This window comes from Pseudomonas salomonii (genome assembly GCF_900107155.1).
Lineage (GTDB): Bacteria > Pseudomonadota > Gammaproteobacteria > Pseudomonadales > Pseudomonadaceae > Aquipseudomonas > Aquipseudomonas salomonii.
On sequence record NZ_FNOX01000001.1, the window covers coordinates 704,896 to 720,007 of the forward strand.

The window sequence follows — 15,112 nt, forward strand, 5'->3', positions numbered from 1 at the left end:
ATCAGTTAGCAACGGAAGAGCGTGGCTTGACTGGCTGGTTGTCGTTGGAGATGGTCACTTCAACGCGGCGGTTCATGGCACGGCCCGAAACGCTGCCGTTGTCGGCAACCGGGTATTCCTTGCCGTAACCCTGGGTCACGATGCGCGAAATATCCACGCCTTGTTGAGCCAGTGCACGTTGTACCGAAGCGGCACGGCGCTCGGACAGGCTCTGGTTGTACGAATCGGAACCGGTGCTGTCGGTGTAGCCTTCGACGATCACTTTACGGTCCGGGTTGTCGCGCAGGAACTGAGCCAGTTTGGTGATGTTCACCAGGCCGCTGGATTTCAGGTCGGACTTGTTGGTGGCGAACAGCACGTCACCGAAGGTCACCAGGGTGCCGCGATCAGTCTGCTTGGCGTTCAAGCTGTCTTGCAGTTGCTTGATCTGTGCATCACGGGCTTGCAGCAGCGCCTTGGCACGTTCGTCACCCGCGTTTTTCAGCTTGGCTTCGGATTCACGCAGCGAGATGGTGTCTTTGGCCACTTCAACGCGCTGGTTGGTCAGGTAGGCCAGTTGGTCGACCTTCTTCTCGTCTTCCTTGTCGCGGTAGGCTTTGTCAGCCTTGTCCAGCCAATCCTGCGCGTCCTTGGTTTCCAGCGCCGCTACCTTGGTGGCTTGCGGGTTGGATTGCAGGGCCGAGAAGTTGGTCCGCGCGTTTTCCAGGTTCTGGTTCGGCGGGGTGGAGCAGGCCGCCAGAGCAACGCTCATCGCCAGCAGGGCAGGGATCATCAATTGTTTACGCATAGTCGTGTCGTCCTTTCAATTCGATATCGGGTGCAATGCAATCAGTGGCGGCGGCTTATTGCTGTTTGATCACAGCCGGGCGCATGCCTTCCTGACGCAGTTCCTGCACAGCTTTCTGGGAATCCTTCACAGCCTGGTCAGCCTTGGCAGCCTGGGCCTTGCGCTCTGCGACACGGGCATCCCACTCGGCTTGTTCCGCCAGTTGACGCGCTTTGTCGTAGTTCTTGTCGTGCATCGCCAGTTCAGCAGCTTTGAGCTTGTCCTGGGCCGACTTCATTTCTACCGCTGCGTACTCGGTGCCGCCGGCGCTGACTGCGCTGTTTACGGCGGACTGGGTCACGGCGTATTGCTCGGTCGGCGGGTTGCCGGCGCAGCCCGCCAGAACGAAGCTGGTGCCGATCGCCAGCGCGGCCAATTTCAGCCCGCGCAGATGGTTAAACGAGGATTTGGCAGTGCTGGTCTTCATCGTCTTCAACTCCATTGGATAACTCCTGAAAAATCAAAATCCACTTCATTGGTTGGCGGTTGCAGGCCCGGCGGTAAAGCACCAAATGCCCTTTTCAAACGGCCGTTCCAAGTGATGGCTTACTGGTTGTGACCGGAGCCTTTTTTCAAAAGTTCAGCGGAGATGGCGATTTGCCTAAAAAAATATCTGACTGTTTGGTCAGCGTTTAAAAGTTTGAACTTTTACGTTGCGCAGCGGTACGCCGAGCCTCTGTGAGGCCCGGAATACCGGGGTTAAACGGGGGTTTATCGACTGTTTATCAGTGTTGCTGTTTGTCGGCGGCGTCAGACAAATCATGCAGATAGCGGCGTGACAAGGTCAGAAAGCGCGGAGTAGGGCCGATGTCTTCATACAAAGGGTCACCCTCTTCATCGGTGGCGATCACGTGCTGGCCCTTGATGTAGGGGAAGCTCGCTTCCAGCTCTTCAAGGGCCGCGCCGATCAGCTCGCCGAGCAATTCTTCGGTGCTGCGCTTGGGGTACATCTCGGCGATGGCGGCCAGGCGCGCAGCCGACTCGACGTCCAAGTGGATCGCGTACTCGGTTTTGGTCAGGCGACCCTTGGCGTTCTCTTCCCAATGCTGGGCCAGTTCTCGAATTTTCATGGCAACCTCAATAAGCCCGCGATGGCAGGCGGTGATGGGTGTCCAGCCGCCTGCGTGGGTAACGCGACGACTCACTGTTGAGACTAGCTGCAAGTCGCAAGGTTTAAAGTGTCTTGTCAGAAACTGACGCGGGCGGCACTCTGGAAGGCCTGCGCGTCCCGGATTTCTGGCTGGAGATTGGTTGATGAGTGATATCGATGCACGCTTGCGTGAGGATGTTCACCTGCTGGGTGAGCTGCTGGGCAACACCATTCGAGAGCAGTACGGCGATGCTTTTCTCGACAAGATCGAGCAGATCCGTAAAGGCGCCAAGGCTGACAGACGCGGTGCCGGTGATGAGTTGAGTACCCGCCTCAATCAGTTGCAGGAAGACGAGCTGCTGCCCGTGGCACGCGCGTTCAACCAGTTCCTCAACCTGGCCAACATCGCCGAGCAATACCAACTGATCCATCGGCGCGATGAATCGCAGCCGGCGCCCTTCGAGTCCCGCGTGTTACCGGAGTTGCTGGCCCGCCTGCAAAGCGAAGGGCACAGCAATGAGTCCCTGGCCCGCCAGCTGGCGCGCCTGGACATCGAGCTGGTGCTCACCGCCCACCCGACCGAAGTGGCGCGTCGCACCCTGATCCAGAAATACGATGCGATTGCCGCACAACTGGCGTTGCAGGATCACCGCGACCTCACCGGCGCCGAGCGCGAGCAGATTCGCCAGCGCTTGCAGCGGCTGATCGCCGAAGCCTGGCACACCGAAGAGATCCGCCGCATCCGGCCCACGCCGGTGGACGAAGCCAAGTGGGGCTTTGCGGTGATCGAGCATTCGCTGTGGCACGCCATTCCCAATTATTTGCGCAAGGCCGACCAGGCATTGCACGCCGCCACCGGCCTGCGCCTGCCACTTGAGGCGGCGCCGATTCGCTTTGCCTCGTGGATGGGCGGCGACCGGGACGGCAACCCGAATGTCACCGCGCCGGTCACCCGCGAAGTGTTGCTGCTGGCGCGCTGGATGGCGGCGGACTTGTATTTGCGCGATGTCGACCATTTGGCCTCCGAGCTGTCGATGCAGCAGGCCAGCCCTGCGTTGCAGGCCAAAGTCGGGGATAGCGTCGAACCTTACCGTGCCGTGCTCAAGCAACTGCGCGAACGCCTGCGCGCCACGCGCCAATGGGCGCATACCGCGCTAACCGCCAGCACGCACGCGCCGGCCGAGGTGCTGCAAAACAACCGCGACCTGCTCGACCCGCTGGAGCTGTGCTATCAGTCACTGCACGCGTGCGGCATGGGCGTGATCGCCGATGGCCCGTTGCTCGATTGCCTGCGCCGTGCCGTGACCTTCGGCTTGTTCCTGGTGCGCCTGGACGTGCGTCAGGATTCCAGCCGCCACTCGGCGGCCATGACCGAAATTACCGATTACCTGGGCCTGGGCCGTTATGAAGACTGGGACGAAGAGGCGCGCATCAGCTTCCTCAGCAAAGAGCTGACCAATCGCCGGCCGCTGCTGCCGGGTTATTTCAAGCCGTCGGCAGACACCGCCGAAGTGTTGAACACCTGCAAGGAAATCGCCGCCGCACCGGCTGCATCGCTCGGTTCTTATGTGATTTCCATGGCCGGTGCCGCGTCGGACGTGCTGGCCGTGCAACTGCTGCTTAAAGAGTCGGGCGTGCAACGGCCGATGCGCGTGGTGCCACTGTTTGAAACCCTGGCCGACCTGGATAACGCCGGGCCGGTGATGGAGCGCCTGCTGCAACTGCCGGGCTATCGCGCGCGTTTGCAAGGCCCGCAGGAAGTGATGATCGGCTATTCGGACTCGGCCAAGGACGCCGGCACCACCGCCGCAGCCTGGGCACAGTACCGGGCCCAGGAACGGCTGGTGGATATCTGCCGCGAGCAACAGGTGGAGTTGCTGTTGTTCCACGGTCGTGGCGGCACCGTTGGTCGTGGCGGCGGCCCGGCGCATGCGGCGATCCTGTCGCAGCCGCCAGGCTCGGTGGCGGGGCGTTTCCGTACCACCGAACAAGGCGAGATGATCCGCTTCAAGTTCGGCCTGCCGGACATTGCCGAGCAGAACCTCAACCTTTACCTGGCTGCCGTGCTGGAAGCCACATTGTTGCCACCGCCGCCACCTGAGCCGGCCTGGCGACATTTAATGGATGAATTGGCGGCAGACGGTGTCAGTGCTTATCGCGCCGTGGTGCGGGAAAATCCGCAATTCGTCGAATACTTCCGCCAGTCCACACCCGAGCAGGAGCTGGGCCGCTTGCCATTGGGCAGTCGCCCGGCCAAGCGTCGTGCGGGTGGTATCGAGAGCCTGCGCGCGATTCCGTGGATCTTCGGCTGGACCCAAACCCGCCTGATGCTGCCCGCCTGGCTAGGCTGGGAGGCGGCATTAAGCAAGGCGCTGGAGCGTGGCGAAGGCGAGTTGCTGGGGCAGATGCGCGAGCAATGGCCGTTCTTCCGCACCCGTATCGATATGCTGGAGATGGTGCTGGCCAAGGCCGATGCCGACATCGCGCGGCTGTATGACGAGCGTTTGGTGCAGCCGGACCTGCTGCCATTGGGTGCGCACTTACGCGACCTATTGTCGCAGGCATGCAACGTGGTGCTTGGCCTGACTGGCCAGTCGCAACTGCTGGCCCATAGCCCCGACACGCTTGAGTTCATTCGCCTGCGCAACACTTACCTCGACCCGCTGCACCTGTTGCAGGCCGAATTACTCGCGCGCTCGCGCCAGCAAGAGGCGGCGCAGGACAGCCCTCTGGAACAGGCGCTGCTGGTGTCTGTGGCCGGTATTGCCGCCGGTTTGCGCAACACTGGCTGAGGTTTTGTGCGTGTTCTCAAAGGCTTGCGGATAAACAACGACGGCCGCCCGGAAACGGGCGGTCGGCGTTTATGGGGCGGGGTTGCACTCAGGCACACCCTACCTATGACTGCATGCCGGGCGCGGTTCTTGCGACTTTTGGCGGCTTGTATGGATAGAGCCCGCTGTGTATCTTGATCAGCCTTTGGCCGTTTGATCGGCCAGGACCCACATTTTTACGAGATTGGCCCCACGCGGCGAATCCGAGCGTCATCTCTATAAAAAATTGAGGAGCACATCGATGCGCGTCATTCTGCTGGGAGCTCCCGGGGCCGGTAAAGGTACTCAGGCAAAGTTCATCACTGAAAAATTCGGCATTCCACAAATCTCCACCGGCGACATGCTGCGTGCTGCCGTCAAGGCTGGCACCGAACTGGGCCTGATCGCCAAGAGCGTAATGGACAGCGGCGGCCTGGTCTCCGATGACCTGATCATCAACCTGGTCAAGGAACGCATCAGCCAGGAAGATTGCAAGAACGGTTTTCTGTTCGACGGTTTCCCACGCACCATTCCCCAGGCGCAAGCCTTGGTGAAAGCCGGCGTTGAACTGGACGCTGTGGTTGAAATCGCAGTTGAAGACGAAGAAATCGTTCAGCGTATTGCGGGCCGTCGCGTGCACGAAGGCTCGGGCCGCGTGTACCACATCGTCTACAACCCGCCAAAGGTTGAAGGCAAAGACGACGTGACCGGGGAAGACCTGGTGCAGCGCAAGGACGACACTGAAGAAACCGTGCGTCATCGCCTGTCGGTCTATCACTCACAGACCAAGCCGCTGGTGGATTTCTACCAGAAGCTTTCGGCTGCCCAAGGCAAGCCCAAGTACAGCCACATCCCTGGCGTGGGTTCGGTAGAAGCCATCACCGCCAAGGTGTTGCAAGCCCTGAGCTGATCCTTCGATCGGCTTTGCGTACAACGGCCCGCTTGCGGGCCGTTGTTGTTTATACTGGCGCACTTTTTTCGACTTGGACACCTACACCGATGAGCACCCTGCTGGCCCTGGACACCGCGACTGAAGCTTGCTCCGTCGCCTTGCTGCACGATGGCAAGGTAACGAGCCACTACGAGGTGATCCCGCGTCTGCATGCGCAGAAGCTGTTGCCGATGATCAAGCAACTGCTGGAAGAGGCGGGCACCACGCTGTCGGCCGTGGATGCGATTGCTTTTGGCCGTGGCCCAGGCGCCTTTACGGGTGTGCGTATCGCCATTGGTGTAGTGCAGGGCCTGGCCTTTGCGCTGGAGCGCCCGGTACTGCCGGTGTCCAACCTTGCGGTATTGGCTCAGCGGGCGTTGCGTGAACACGGCGCGACGCAGGTGGCGGCGGCGATTGATGCGCGCATGGATGAAGTGTATTGGGGCTGCTACCGCGAAACTGCTGGCGAAATGCGTCTGGTGGGCGTGGAAGCCGTACAGGCTCCGCAATCATCGGTGTTGCCTGCTGATGCCAGCGGCGATTGGTTCGGTGCCGGCACCGGCTGGGGTTATGCCGAGCGCATCCCCGTGCAATTGGCGGGGCAGGACGCGGCCATGTTGCCCCACGCCGAAGACTTGCTGACCCTCGCACGTTTCGCTTTCGAGCGCGGTGAAGCGATTGTGGCCGACCAGGCTGCACCGGTTTATCTGCGCGATAAAGTTGCGCAAACCAAGGCCGAACGCGGGATTATTTGACGTCAAAAATGCTGGCAATTTGATGCAAAAATCCCCAATCGTCAGAATTTGCCCCTGTTTGTAAACCTTTTACAAATTATGTGTTCTAGTTATCACCAGAGCATTTGCGCACCACGGAAAGTGCCGCTAAATTGCCATCATTGATACCGAGTCTGCATGTATGCGTATAGACGGCTTTTCCTCACAGTCCTACCCACTCAAGCGTAAGCCGCGCAAGGCGAACGTCACGGTAGACGAGTCCGTCGAAGATTCGCCGGACTTCATCGAGGTTCAGTCCGAGTCGCAGCCCAGTGCCCAGGGTTCTGGCGCTGCACGCATCAGTGGTCTTCCTGCCCGTCAGCAAGACATGGTCTTCCCCCGTTCCATGAGCAAAAGCGTCGCCACCGCGCTGGCCAGCTACCTGACCACTGCCGGCTTTGTCGAATGGGATATGGAAGTGCTGGGTCTCGACATCCACATCTGATGCGCCTGCCTTACTACATCGGCTGCCCATCCTGGAGTGAAAACGCCTGGCGTGAGTACCTGTACCCAGCCGATGCCCGTCCCGGCGACTACCTCGCTTTGTATTCCCAAGTCTTCAACGCCGTCGAAGGCAATACCACCTTTTATGCCCGCCCCTCGGCCGCCACGGTGCAGCGCTGGGCTGAAATCATGCCTGAGGATTTTCGCTTCACCGCCAAATTCCCGGGAGACATCAGCCACGGCGGCGACTTGCGCGAGCAATTGCCGGCAGCAGAAAGCTTCGTCGGCTTGATGAGCCCTTTGGGTGAACGGGTTTCACCGCTGTGGCTGCAATTGTCAGCGAGCTTTTCGCCGCAACGCCTGGGCGAACTGGCGGGTTTTATTGACGGCCTGGAGCGCCCGCTGGCCGTGGAAGTGCGCCACCCGGAGTTCTTCGCCAAGGGCGACGCCGAGCGCAGGCTCAACCGGCTGTTGCGCGACCGTGGCGTCGAGCGTATTTGCCTCGATCCGCGTGCGCTGTTCAGTTGCACTTCAACCTCTGCGGCCGTGCTGCACGCCCAATCGAAAAAGCCCAAGGTGCCAACACGGCCGGCGGCGTTGACTCAGTTTCCCCAGGTGCGCTTTATCGGTCATCCGGAACTGGAGGCCAATGACCCATTCCTGATTCCGTGGGTAGAAAAAATTGCTGGCTGGATCGAAGAGGGGCGCACGCCTTATGTGTTCCTGCACACCTCGGATAACCGCCTCGCCGCGCAACTGGCGCTGCGTTTTCACCAACAGTTGATGCTGCGCTTGCCGGGTTTGCCAGCGCTGCCGACCTTGCATCGGGAACCCGCAGCGGAGCAACTGGGGTTACTCTAGGGCTCCTTTTTCCGACAGGAGTCAGCCATGGATGCCCAAACCCTTCGTGCCGAAACCTTCAAGGCCTTGCATGAGCGTGATCGCGCGTTCGTGATGCCCAACCCGTGGGACGCCGGCTCCGCCATCATGCTCGCCAGCCTGGGTTTCGAAGCGTTGGCCACCACCAGTGCGGGCTTTGCGTTCAGCCTCGGGCGCCCGGATGCGGAAGGCGCATTATCCCTTGAAGACACCCTGGCCAATGCCTCGGCAATCGTGCAGGCCACTGCGCTGCCGGTAGCGGCTGATCTGGAAAACGGCTTCAGCGACAGCCCCGAAGGCTGCGCCCAGACCATCCTGCGCGCTGCGGCCAGCGGCATTGTGGGTGGCTCTATCGAAGACGCCACGGGCATCGCGGTCGACCCGATCTATCCGTTTGACCTGTCGGTGGAACGCGTGGAAGCCGCCGTCGCCGCTGCCCGCAGCTTGCCATTTGCCTTTACGCTCACCGCCCGTGCAGAAAACCTTCTGCATGGCCGCCTGGATTTGCCTGACACCATTCGCCGCCTGCAAGCCTACGCCGAAGCCGGTGCCGACGTGCTCTACGCTCCCGCCTTGCGCAGTGCCGAGGAAGTGCTCGCGGTGGTCAAGGCGGTGGCGCCCAAACCGGTGAATGTGCTGATGTCCGGCGGCTTGAACCTGAGCGTGGCGCAGTTGAGCGAGATGGGCGTGCGCCGTATCAGCGTCGGCTCGGCCATGGCGCTGGCGGCGTATGGCGAGTTCTATCGGGCGGCGCAGGAGGTGTATGAACTGGGCACCTTTACCTTCACTGAACGCAAGATGCCGTTCAGCCAGGCCAACGGTTTTTTCAAAGACTGAATCAGGCCGCCAAACGCAGGTTGTTGAGGATCAGCGGGCGCGCCCAGTGGTAGTCGAAGTCCAGCGCCTTCTGTTGCGCCACCAGCTCCTCGACCGGGTAAGGCGTGGCGGGCGGTGGCAGCAGGTCCAGTTCGAATTCGGCAATCGGCAGGTGCAGCGGCTGGAGCTGCGGCGCAGGGCCAGGCTCAGGCGGCGGGTTGCCGGCATTGAGCACAATCGGGCGGACCCAGCCGCTTTCGAAGTTTTGCTGGCGCTGCTGGGCGATGATTTCTTCTGCCGGGAACGGCGTGGCAGGCGGCGGCAGCAGCTCGGTTTCAAATTCGGCAATGGGCAGGAACAACGGCTCCGGCGGGGCGATCTCGGTGTCGTGCACGTCGCACTCACGCTGGGTGAGGATCTGCGACAACAGGTCGGCGCCTTCGCTGGGTTCTACCGCCGGGTCCCTCGGCGCCGGGGCTTTGGCCGCCAGCGCGCCTGGCGTATCGCCAAGCTGCTCGGCCAACGCCCGGGCGAAGAAGTCCTGCCACACATGGCTCACCCCGGCCAGCGCTTGAGTATTGCGCAGGCCGTAGTGGTTGTGGGTCGGCAGTACACCGATGGTTAGGGGAAGAATGTCTGACATTTTTCTCGGTCGACGCTCAGCTCTGGCAAAATACCTGACTGTTGTTTTTATCGGCCGTCGTTTGCCGATCCTTAATATTTTTGAGCGTAGCGATTGATGAGCGAACAACCAGCGGCCAGCCGCATTCGGGTCGAGGCTTTGGCCGACGGTTTCAAGGCCCGCGCCGAGCATTGGGCCGCGCAGCTTGGCCTGCCTTTGCAACTGGATGAGGCGGACTTTTCCCTGCAGGTCGGGGAACACGGCCTGCAATTGCAACAGCTCGGGCCTGACGCGCCGGGGCCGGTGCGCGTGGATTTTGTCGAAGGTGGCGCGGCGCATCGGCGTCTCTACGGCGGTGGCAGCGGGCAGATGATCGCCAAGGCGGTCGGCGTGGCCCAGGGCGTGCGCCCACGGGTGCTCGACGCCACGGCAGGCCTGGGCAAGGACGCGTTCGTACTGGCCAGCCTTGGCTGCGAGATGAGCCTGATCGAGCGGCAGCCGTTGATCGGCGCCTTGCTCGAAGACGGCCTGGCCCGCGGCGCGGATGACTTTGAAGTGGCGCCGATTGTGGCGCGCATGCACTTGCTCAAGGGCAACTCGATCGAGGTGATGCGCAATTGGGAGGGTGAGCCGCCGCAGGTGATCTACCTGGACCCGATGTTCCCGCACCGTGAGAAAACGGCGCTGGTGAAGAAGGAGATGCGCCTGTTCCGCCCTTTGGTGGGCGATGATCCGGATGCTCCAGCCTTACTCGCGGCGGCCTTGGCCCTGGCCAGCCACCGCGTGGTGGTCAAGCGCCCGCGCAAGGCGCCGTGCATTGACGGGCCGAAACCGAGCCATGCGTTGGATGGCAAGTCCAGCCGGTATGACATCTATCCGAAGAAAGCGCTCAAGTCCTGAATTATTGTTGCTCTTTGGGCCTCATCGCAGGCAACACAACCGTTCAAGGCCGATACGCCCGCATAAACAACCCCACCACCTCCTGCACATGCGCTTCAGCGGCTTCTTCACTCAACTGCCCGCCGCAGCCATACAACAAGCAGAAATTCGCCGTGCCCTTGAGCAGGCAAAAGAAGTGCTCGGCCGCCGTAAACGGTTTGTCGATGCTCAAGGCGCCGCTCTGGTCGATACGGCTGAGCAGGCGCTCCATGCCTTGCAGCATGCGCATGGGCCCGGCCTCAAAGAAGATCTGCGAGAGTTTCACGTCCTGGTTGCCGGTGGTCATCATCAGGCGGTGCAGGTTCACCGATTCTTCGCTGTTGATCAGCCGATGAAAGCCGCGCGCGATGTTCAGCAGCACGGTGTGCACCGGCATGCCCTCGGGCAACTCGAAATACATCACCGGCAACTGTTCCTCGCACTTGGCCACGACGGCGGCGGTGAACAAGGTCTCTTTATCGGTGAAGTGGCTGTAGACCGTCAGCTTTGACACGCCGGCCTCAAGGGCCACGGCATCCATGCTGGTGCTGGCGTAGCCATTGCTCAAAAACAGGATTTTGGCTGCTTCGAGGATTGCCTGGCGTTTTGCCATGTCCTTGGGACGCCCGGGGCTATTGGTGTTTACAGGATTGTCGGACATTTTCACCTTTAATACTGGACTGGTGAGTTTGGTATTAATAACATACCGGCCAGTATAATTATTCCTAGCTTCATTTGCGAAAGGTCCTTCAGCATGCGCAGCACTTTCCTGCCCCTTGCGTTGCCTGTCAGCCTGGTCTTCCTGTTGGCCGCCTGCGGCCATGAAGAAGCGGCCCAAACCACCATCCGCCCGGCCATGGTGGTGCAACCGCAGCCTTCGGCACTGGCGATGGACAGTTTTCCGGGGGAAGTACGCGCCCGTTATGAGCCGGACCTGGCCTTTCGCATCGGCGGCAAGGTCAGTAAGCGCCTGGTGGAGGAGGGCGAGCGGGTCAAGGCCAACCAGCCATTGGCAGAGCTCGACCCCCAGGACGTGCGTCTGCAACTGGAAGCTACCCGCGCCCAGGTTACCGCCGCCGAAGCCAACCTGAGCCTGGTGCGCGCCGAACGCGACCGCTACAAGACCCTGATGGACCGTCAGATGGTCAGCCGCTCGCAGTACGACAATTCCGAAAACCTCTACCGAGCAGGTGAAGCACGCCTTAAGCAGATCAAGGCCGAGTTCGACGTATCGAGTAACCAGGCCGGCTACGCCGTGTTGCGCGCACCTCAGGATGGCGTGGTCGCCAAACGAGCGGTGGAAGTCGGCCAAGTGGTGTCCGCCGGCCAAACGGTGTTTACCCTGGCCACCGATGGCGAGCGCGAAGTGTCGATCAGCCTGCCCGAGCAAGGTTTTGGCCGCTTCAAGATCGGCCAGCCGGTGTCGGTGGAATTGTGGAGCCAGCCCGACCAGCGTTTCGCCGGGCGCATTCGTGAACTCTCACCGGCCGCCGACCCCAAATCCCGCACTTTCGCTGCGCGCGTCGCCTTCACCGGCGGCAAAGTCCCCGCCGAGCTGGGCCAGAGCGCCCGCGTCTTTATCCAGGCCGATGGCGTTGTCCCACTGTCCGTGCCGCTGTCGGCCCTGAGTGCGGAGAACGGTGCGTCCTACGTCTGGCGGGTACAGCCGGACAACACCCTCAAGCGAACCCCGGTGCGCATCGGCGCTTTTGGTGAAAGAACCGTGCCGGTGCTCGAAGGCTTGGCCCCCACCGATTGGGTGATCGCGGCGGGCGTGCATGTGCTGCATGAGGGCCAGCAAGTGCGCCCGGTGGATCGCGCCAACCGCGTTGTGAATCTGGCGGCCAAGGAGTAGTCCCCGATGGGTTTCAATCTTTCCGAATGGGCGTTGCGTAATCGCCAGATCGTACTGTTCCTGATGATCCTGCTGGCCGTGGTCGGCACCTTGTCCTACACCAAGCTGGGGCAAAGTGAAGACCCGCCGTTTACCTTCAAGGCCATGGTCATCAAGACCAACTGGCCGGGCGCCACGGCCCAGGAAGTCTCGCGGCAGGTCACCGAACGCATCGAGAAAAAGCTGATGGAAACGGGCGAGTACGAGCGCATTGTCTCGTTCTCGCGGCCCGGTGAATCCCAGGTTACCTTCATAGCCCGCGATTCGATGCACTCGGCGCAAATCCCGGAGCTGTGGTACCAGGTGCGCAAGAAGATCAGCGATATTCGCCAGACCTTGCCGCCGGATATCCAGGGGCCGTTTTTCAACGATGAATTCGGCACCACCTTCGGCAATATCTACGCCCTGACCGGTGACGGTTTTGATTACGCGGTGCTCAAGGACTACGCCGACCGCATCCAGATTCAGTTGCAACGCGTGCCGGACGTGGGCAAGGTCGAGTTACTGGGCCTGCAGGACGAGAAGATCTGGATCGAGCTGTCCAACCTCAAGCTCGCCACCCTCGGCCTGCCATTGGCTGCGGTGCAGCAGGCACTGCAAGAACAGAACGCCGTCTCCACCGCCGGTTTCTTTGAAACGCCGACGGAACGCGTGCAGTTGCGGGTCTCGGGTAACTTCAAAACGGTCGATGAGATCCGCAACTTCCCGATTCGCGTCGGTGACCGCACCTTGCGCATCGGTGACGTGGCGCAAATCCATCGCGGTTTCAACGATCCACCGGCGCCGCGCATGCGCTACATGGGCGCAGACGCCATCGGCCTGGCCGTGGCGATGCGTGACGGCGGCGACATTCTGGTATTGGGTAAGGCCCTTGAAGGCGAATTTGCCCGCCTGCAGAAGAACCTTCCGGCGGGCATGGAGCTGCGCAAGGTCTCGGACCAACCGGCAGCGGTGAAAACCAGCGTCGGCGAATTCGTCCAGGTACTGGCTGAAGCCTTGGCCATCGTGCTGCTGGTGAGCTTCTTCTCCCTTGGCGTACGCACCGGCATGGTGGTGGCCCTGGCGATTCCGCTGGTGCTGGCGATGACCTTTGCGACCATGTATTACCTGGGCATCGGCCTGCACAAAATCTCCCTCGGTGCCTTGGTGTTGGCCCTGGGCTTGCTGGTGGACGATGCAATCATCGCCGTGGAGATGATGGCGATCAAAATGGAGCAGGGCTACGACCGGCTCAAGGCCGCCAGTTTTGCCTGGACCAGCACCGCGTTCCCGATGCTCACCGGCACATTGATCACCGCCGCAGGTTTCCTGCCGATTGCCACTGCGCAATCGAGCACCGGCGAATACACCCGTTCGATCTTCCAGGTGGTGACCATTGCCCTGCTGGCCTCGTGGGTCGCGGCGGTGGTGTTTGTGCCGTACCTGGGGGAAAAACTCCTGCCGGACCTGGCGAAGATTCATGCGGCCAAACACGGCACGGATGGGCCGGATCCCTACGGCACACCTTTCTATCAGCGTGTAAGACGCTTGGTCGAATGGTGTGTGCGTCGGCGCAAAACCGTGATCGTGTTGACCTTGCTGTTGTTTATCGGCTCGGTGGCGCTGTTCCGTTTTGTGCCTCAGCAGTTCTTCCCGGCCTCCGGTCGCCTGGAGTTGATGGTCGACCTGAAACTGGCTGAAGGTGCCTCGCTGAGCAACACCGCCGACCAGGTCAAACGCCTGGAAGCCTTGCTCAAGGAGCATGCCGGTATCGACAACTATGTGGCCTATGTGGGCACCGGTTCGCCGCGCTTCTACCTGCCGCTGGACCAGCAACTGCCGGCCGCCAGCTTTGCGCAGTTTGTGGTACTGGCCAAAACCATCGAGGAACGCGAGAGCCTGCGCACCTGGCTGATCGAGACCCTTAACGAACAATTCCCCGACCTGCGTTCACGCGTCACGCGCCTCGAAAACGGCCCGCCCGTGGGCTACCCGGTGCAGTTTCGCGTGACCGGCGAGCACATCGAAGAAGTCCGTGCCCTGGCGCGCAAGGTCGCGGCCAAGGTTCGCGAAAATACCCACGTGGTCAACGTGCACCTGGACTGGGAGGAGCCGAGCAAGATCGTCTACCTGAATATCGACCAGGACCGTGCCCGTGCGCTGGGCGTCAGCACTGCCAACCTGTCGAAATTCCTGCAAAGCTCCTTGACCGGCTCCACCGTCAGCCAGTACCGCGAGGACAACGAATTGATCGAGATTCTGCTGCGCGGCACCGTGCATGAGCGTACCGAACTGTCGCTGCTGCCGAGCCTGGCGGTGCCGACCGACAACGGCCAAAGCGTAGCGTTGTCGCAGATTGCGACCCTTGAGTATGGCTTTGAAGAAGGCATCATCTGGCACCGCAATCGCCTGCCGACGGTGACCGTGCGTGCCGACATCTACGGCAAGGAACAGCCGGCGACCCTGGTCCAGCAGATCCTGCCGACCCTGGAAGGTGTGCGCGCCGAACTGCCGGACGGTTACCTGCTCGAAGTGGGCGGCACCGTCGAGGATTCGGCCCGTGGCCAGAACTCGGTCAAGGCCGGCGTGCCGCTGTTTATCGTGGTGGTGCTGACCTTGCTGATGCTGCAACTGCGCAGTTTCTCACGCACCGCGATGGTGTTTCTGACCGCGCCGCTGGGCTTGATCGGTGTGACCTTGTTCCTGCTGGTGTTTCGCCAGCCCTTCGGCTTCGTCGCCATGCTCGGCACCATCGCGCTGTCGGGCATGATCATGCGTAACTCGGTGATCCTGGTGGACCAGATCGAACAAGACATCAAGGCCGGGCTCACGCCCTGGCAAGCGATCATCGAAGCCACCGTCCGACGCTTCCGCCCGATTGTACTGACGGCGCTTGCGGCGGTATTGGCGATGATTCCACTGTCACGCAGCGTGTTCTTCGGGCCGATGGCGGTGGCAATCATGGGCGGGTTGATTGTGGCGACGGCGTTGACGTTATTGTTCTTGCCGGCACTGTATGCTGCGTGGTTTCGCATTAAGAAGGAGGCGCACTAGTTCATGACGGGAGACGAAGGCGTGTAGTTAGTGTTGGCGGGTGTGGGAAAAGCCTGAAATCCGATAACTGCTGTTT

14 protein-coding genes are annotated in these 15,112 nt (G+C 61.2%); 9 read left to right on the forward strand and 5 right to left on the reverse strand.

The features are described from left to right. Position 1: 1 nt before the first annotated feature. The 3 genes from lptF to BLV67_RS03395 form a co-directional block, all read right to left on the reverse strand. Entirely contained in the window at positions 2 to 787 is a 786-nt protein-coding gene (lptF, locus tag BLV67_RS03385) for a lipotoxin F family OmpA-related lipoprotein LptF (RefSeq protein WP_056857564.1), read from the reverse strand. A 55-nt stretch (positions 788 to 842) separates the two neighbouring features. After that, entirely contained in the window at positions 843 to 1,268 is a 426-nt protein-coding gene (locus BLV67_RS03390) for a DUF4398 domain-containing protein (protein ID WP_017137109.1), read from the reverse strand. Positions 1,269 to 1,551: 283 nt separating this feature from the next. After that, positions 1,552 to 1,896: a pilin assembly protein gene (locus tag BLV67_RS03395; protein WP_069786227.1), complete on the reverse strand. Its 345-nt coding sequence runs from the start codon at positions 1,894 to 1,896 to the stop codon at positions 1,552 to 1,554. 184 nt (positions 1,897 to 2,080) lie between these two features. Here BLV67_RS03395 and ppc point away from each other — a divergent pair, with 184 nt between their 5' ends. The 6 genes from ppc to BLV67_RS03425 all read left to right on the forward strand — a co-directional run bounded on the left by ppc (position 2,081) and on the right by BLV67_RS03425 (position 8,590). Beyond that, entirely contained in the window at positions 2,081 to 4,708 is a 2,628-nt protein-coding gene (gene ppc / locus BLV67_RS03400; RefSeq protein ID WP_069786228.1) for a phosphoenolpyruvate carboxylase, read from the forward strand. Positions 4,709 to 4,988: 280 nt separating this feature from the next. After that, complete coding sequence (gene adk / locus BLV67_RS03405) at positions 4,989 to 5,636, forward strand: adenylate kinase (protein ID WP_065928951.1); 648 nt, start codon at positions 4,989 to 4,991, stop codon at positions 5,634 to 5,636. An 89-nt stretch (positions 5,637 to 5,725) separates the two neighbouring features. After that, complete coding sequence (gene tsaB / locus BLV67_RS03410; protein WP_065928952.1) at positions 5,726 to 6,412, forward strand: tRNA (adenosine(37)-N6)-threonylcarbamoyltransferase complex dimerization subunit type 1 TsaB; 687 nt, start codon at positions 5,726 to 5,728, stop codon at positions 6,410 to 6,412. A gap of 160 nt (positions 6,413 to 6,572) precedes the next feature. Continuing rightward, on the forward strand, positions 6,573 to 6,875 hold the full coding sequence (locus tag BLV67_RS03415; protein ID WP_017137114.1) for a hypothetical protein: 303 nt from the start codon (positions 6,573 to 6,575) through the stop codon (positions 6,873 to 6,875). Beyond that, positions 6,875 to 7,735: a DUF72 domain-containing protein gene (locus tag BLV67_RS03420; protein ID WP_069786229.1), complete on the forward strand. Its 861-nt coding sequence runs from the start codon at positions 6,875 to 6,877 to the stop codon at positions 7,733 to 7,735. The genes BLV67_RS03415 and BLV67_RS03420 overlap by 1 nt, the downstream gene beginning before the upstream one ends. Positions 7,736 to 7,762: 27 nt before the next feature. Beyond that, positions 7,763 to 8,590: an isocitrate lyase/PEP mutase family protein gene (locus BLV67_RS03425; protein WP_069786230.1), complete on the forward strand. Its 828-nt coding sequence runs from the start codon at positions 7,763 to 7,765 to the stop codon at positions 8,588 to 8,590. A 1-nt stretch (position 8,591) separates the two neighbouring features. Here BLV67_RS03425 and BLV67_RS03430 read toward each other — a convergent pair whose 3' ends face one another. After that, the gene (locus BLV67_RS03430) at positions 8,592 to 9,212 is read right to left on the reverse strand and encodes an energy transducer TonB (RefSeq protein WP_069786231.1); all 621 of its coding nucleotides are present in this window, start codon (positions 9,210 to 9,212) and stop codon (positions 8,592 to 8,594) included. Positions 9,213 to 9,308: 96 nt separating this feature from the next. Between BLV67_RS03430 and BLV67_RS03435 the strand changes: the two genes are divergently transcribed. Continuing rightward, positions 9,309 to 10,091 carry a class I SAM-dependent methyltransferase gene (locus BLV67_RS03435; protein ID WP_065928956.1) on the forward strand — a complete coding sequence of 261 codons (783 nt, stop codon included), beginning with the start codon at positions 9,309 to 9,311 and terminating at the stop codon, positions 10,089 to 10,091. A gap of 43 nt (positions 10,092 to 10,134) precedes the next feature. On the opposite strand, the gene BLV67_RS03440 is transcribed toward BLV67_RS03435, so the two are convergent. Further along, on the reverse strand, positions 10,135 to 10,770 hold the full coding sequence (locus tag BLV67_RS03440; protein WP_017137119.1) for a TetR/AcrR family transcriptional regulator: 636 nt from the start codon (positions 10,768 to 10,770) through the stop codon (positions 10,135 to 10,137). A 93-nt stretch (positions 10,771 to 10,863) separates the two neighbouring features. Between BLV67_RS03440 and BLV67_RS03445 the strand changes: the two genes are divergently transcribed. Then, positions 10,864 to 11,964: an efflux RND transporter periplasmic adaptor subunit gene (locus tag BLV67_RS03445; RefSeq protein WP_065928957.1), complete on the forward strand. Its 1,101-nt coding sequence runs from the start codon at positions 10,864 to 10,866 to the stop codon at positions 11,962 to 11,964. Between the two features lie 6 nt (positions 11,965 to 11,970). Beyond that, complete coding sequence (locus BLV67_RS03450; RefSeq protein ID WP_069786232.1) at positions 11,971 to 15,036, forward strand: efflux RND transporter permease subunit; 3,066 nt, start codon at positions 11,971 to 11,973, stop codon at positions 15,034 to 15,036. Positions 15,037 to 15,112: the final 76 nt, after the last annotated feature.

Excerpts from the sequence above, each read along its gene's own strand:
- BLV67_RS03390 (WP_017137109.1), bottom strand. The coding sequence starts at position 1,268 with ATGGAGTTGAAGACGATGAAGACCAGCACTGCCAAATCCTCGTTTAAC.
- BLV67_RS03435 (WP_065928956.1), top strand. The coding sequence starts at position 9,309 with ATGAGCGAACAACCAGCGGCCAGCCGCATTCGGGTCGAGGCTTTGGCC.
- BLV67_RS03420 (WP_069786229.1), top strand. The coding sequence starts at position 6,875 with ATGCGCCTGCCTTACTACATCGGCTGCCCATCCTGGAGTGAAAACGCC.
- tsaB (WP_065928952.1), top strand. The coding sequence starts at position 5,726 with ATGAGCACCCTGCTGGCCCTGGACACCGCGACTGAAGCTTGCTCCGTC.
- lptF (WP_056857564.1), bottom strand. The coding sequence starts at position 787 with ATGCGTAAACAATTGATGATCCCTGCCCTGCTGGCGATGAGCGTTGCT.
- BLV67_RS03415 (WP_017137114.1), top strand. The coding sequence starts at position 6,573 with ATGCGTATAGACGGCTTTTCCTCACAGTCCTACCCACTCAAGCGTAAG.
- BLV67_RS03445 (WP_065928957.1), top strand. The coding sequence starts at position 10,864 with ATGCGCAGCACTTTCCTGCCCCTTGCGTTGCCTGTCAGCCTGGTCTTC.
- BLV67_RS03430 (WP_069786231.1), bottom strand. The coding sequence starts at position 9,212 with ATGTCAGACATTCTTCCCCTAACCATCGGTGTACTGCCGACCCACAAC.
- BLV67_RS03395 (WP_069786227.1), bottom strand. The coding sequence starts at position 1,896 with ATGAAAATTCGAGAACTGGCCCAGCATTGGGAAGAGAACGCCAAGGGT.
- BLV67_RS03450 (WP_069786232.1), top strand. The coding sequence starts at position 11,971 with ATGGGTTTCAATCTTTCCGAATGGGCGTTGCGTAATCGCCAGATCGTA.
- adk (WP_065928951.1), top strand. The coding sequence starts at position 4,989 with ATGCGCGTCATTCTGCTGGGAGCTCCCGGGGCCGGTAAAGGTACTCAG.
- ppc (WP_069786228.1), top strand. The coding sequence starts at position 2,081 with ATGAGTGATATCGATGCACGCTTGCGTGAGGATGTTCACCTGCTGGGT.
- BLV67_RS03425 (WP_069786230.1), top strand. The coding sequence starts at position 7,763 with ATGGATGCCCAAACCCTTCGTGCCGAAACCTTCAAGGCCTTGCATGAG.
- BLV67_RS03440 (WP_017137119.1), bottom strand. The coding sequence starts at position 10,770 with ATGTCCGACAATCCTGTAAACACCAATAGCCCCGGGCGTCCCAAGGAC.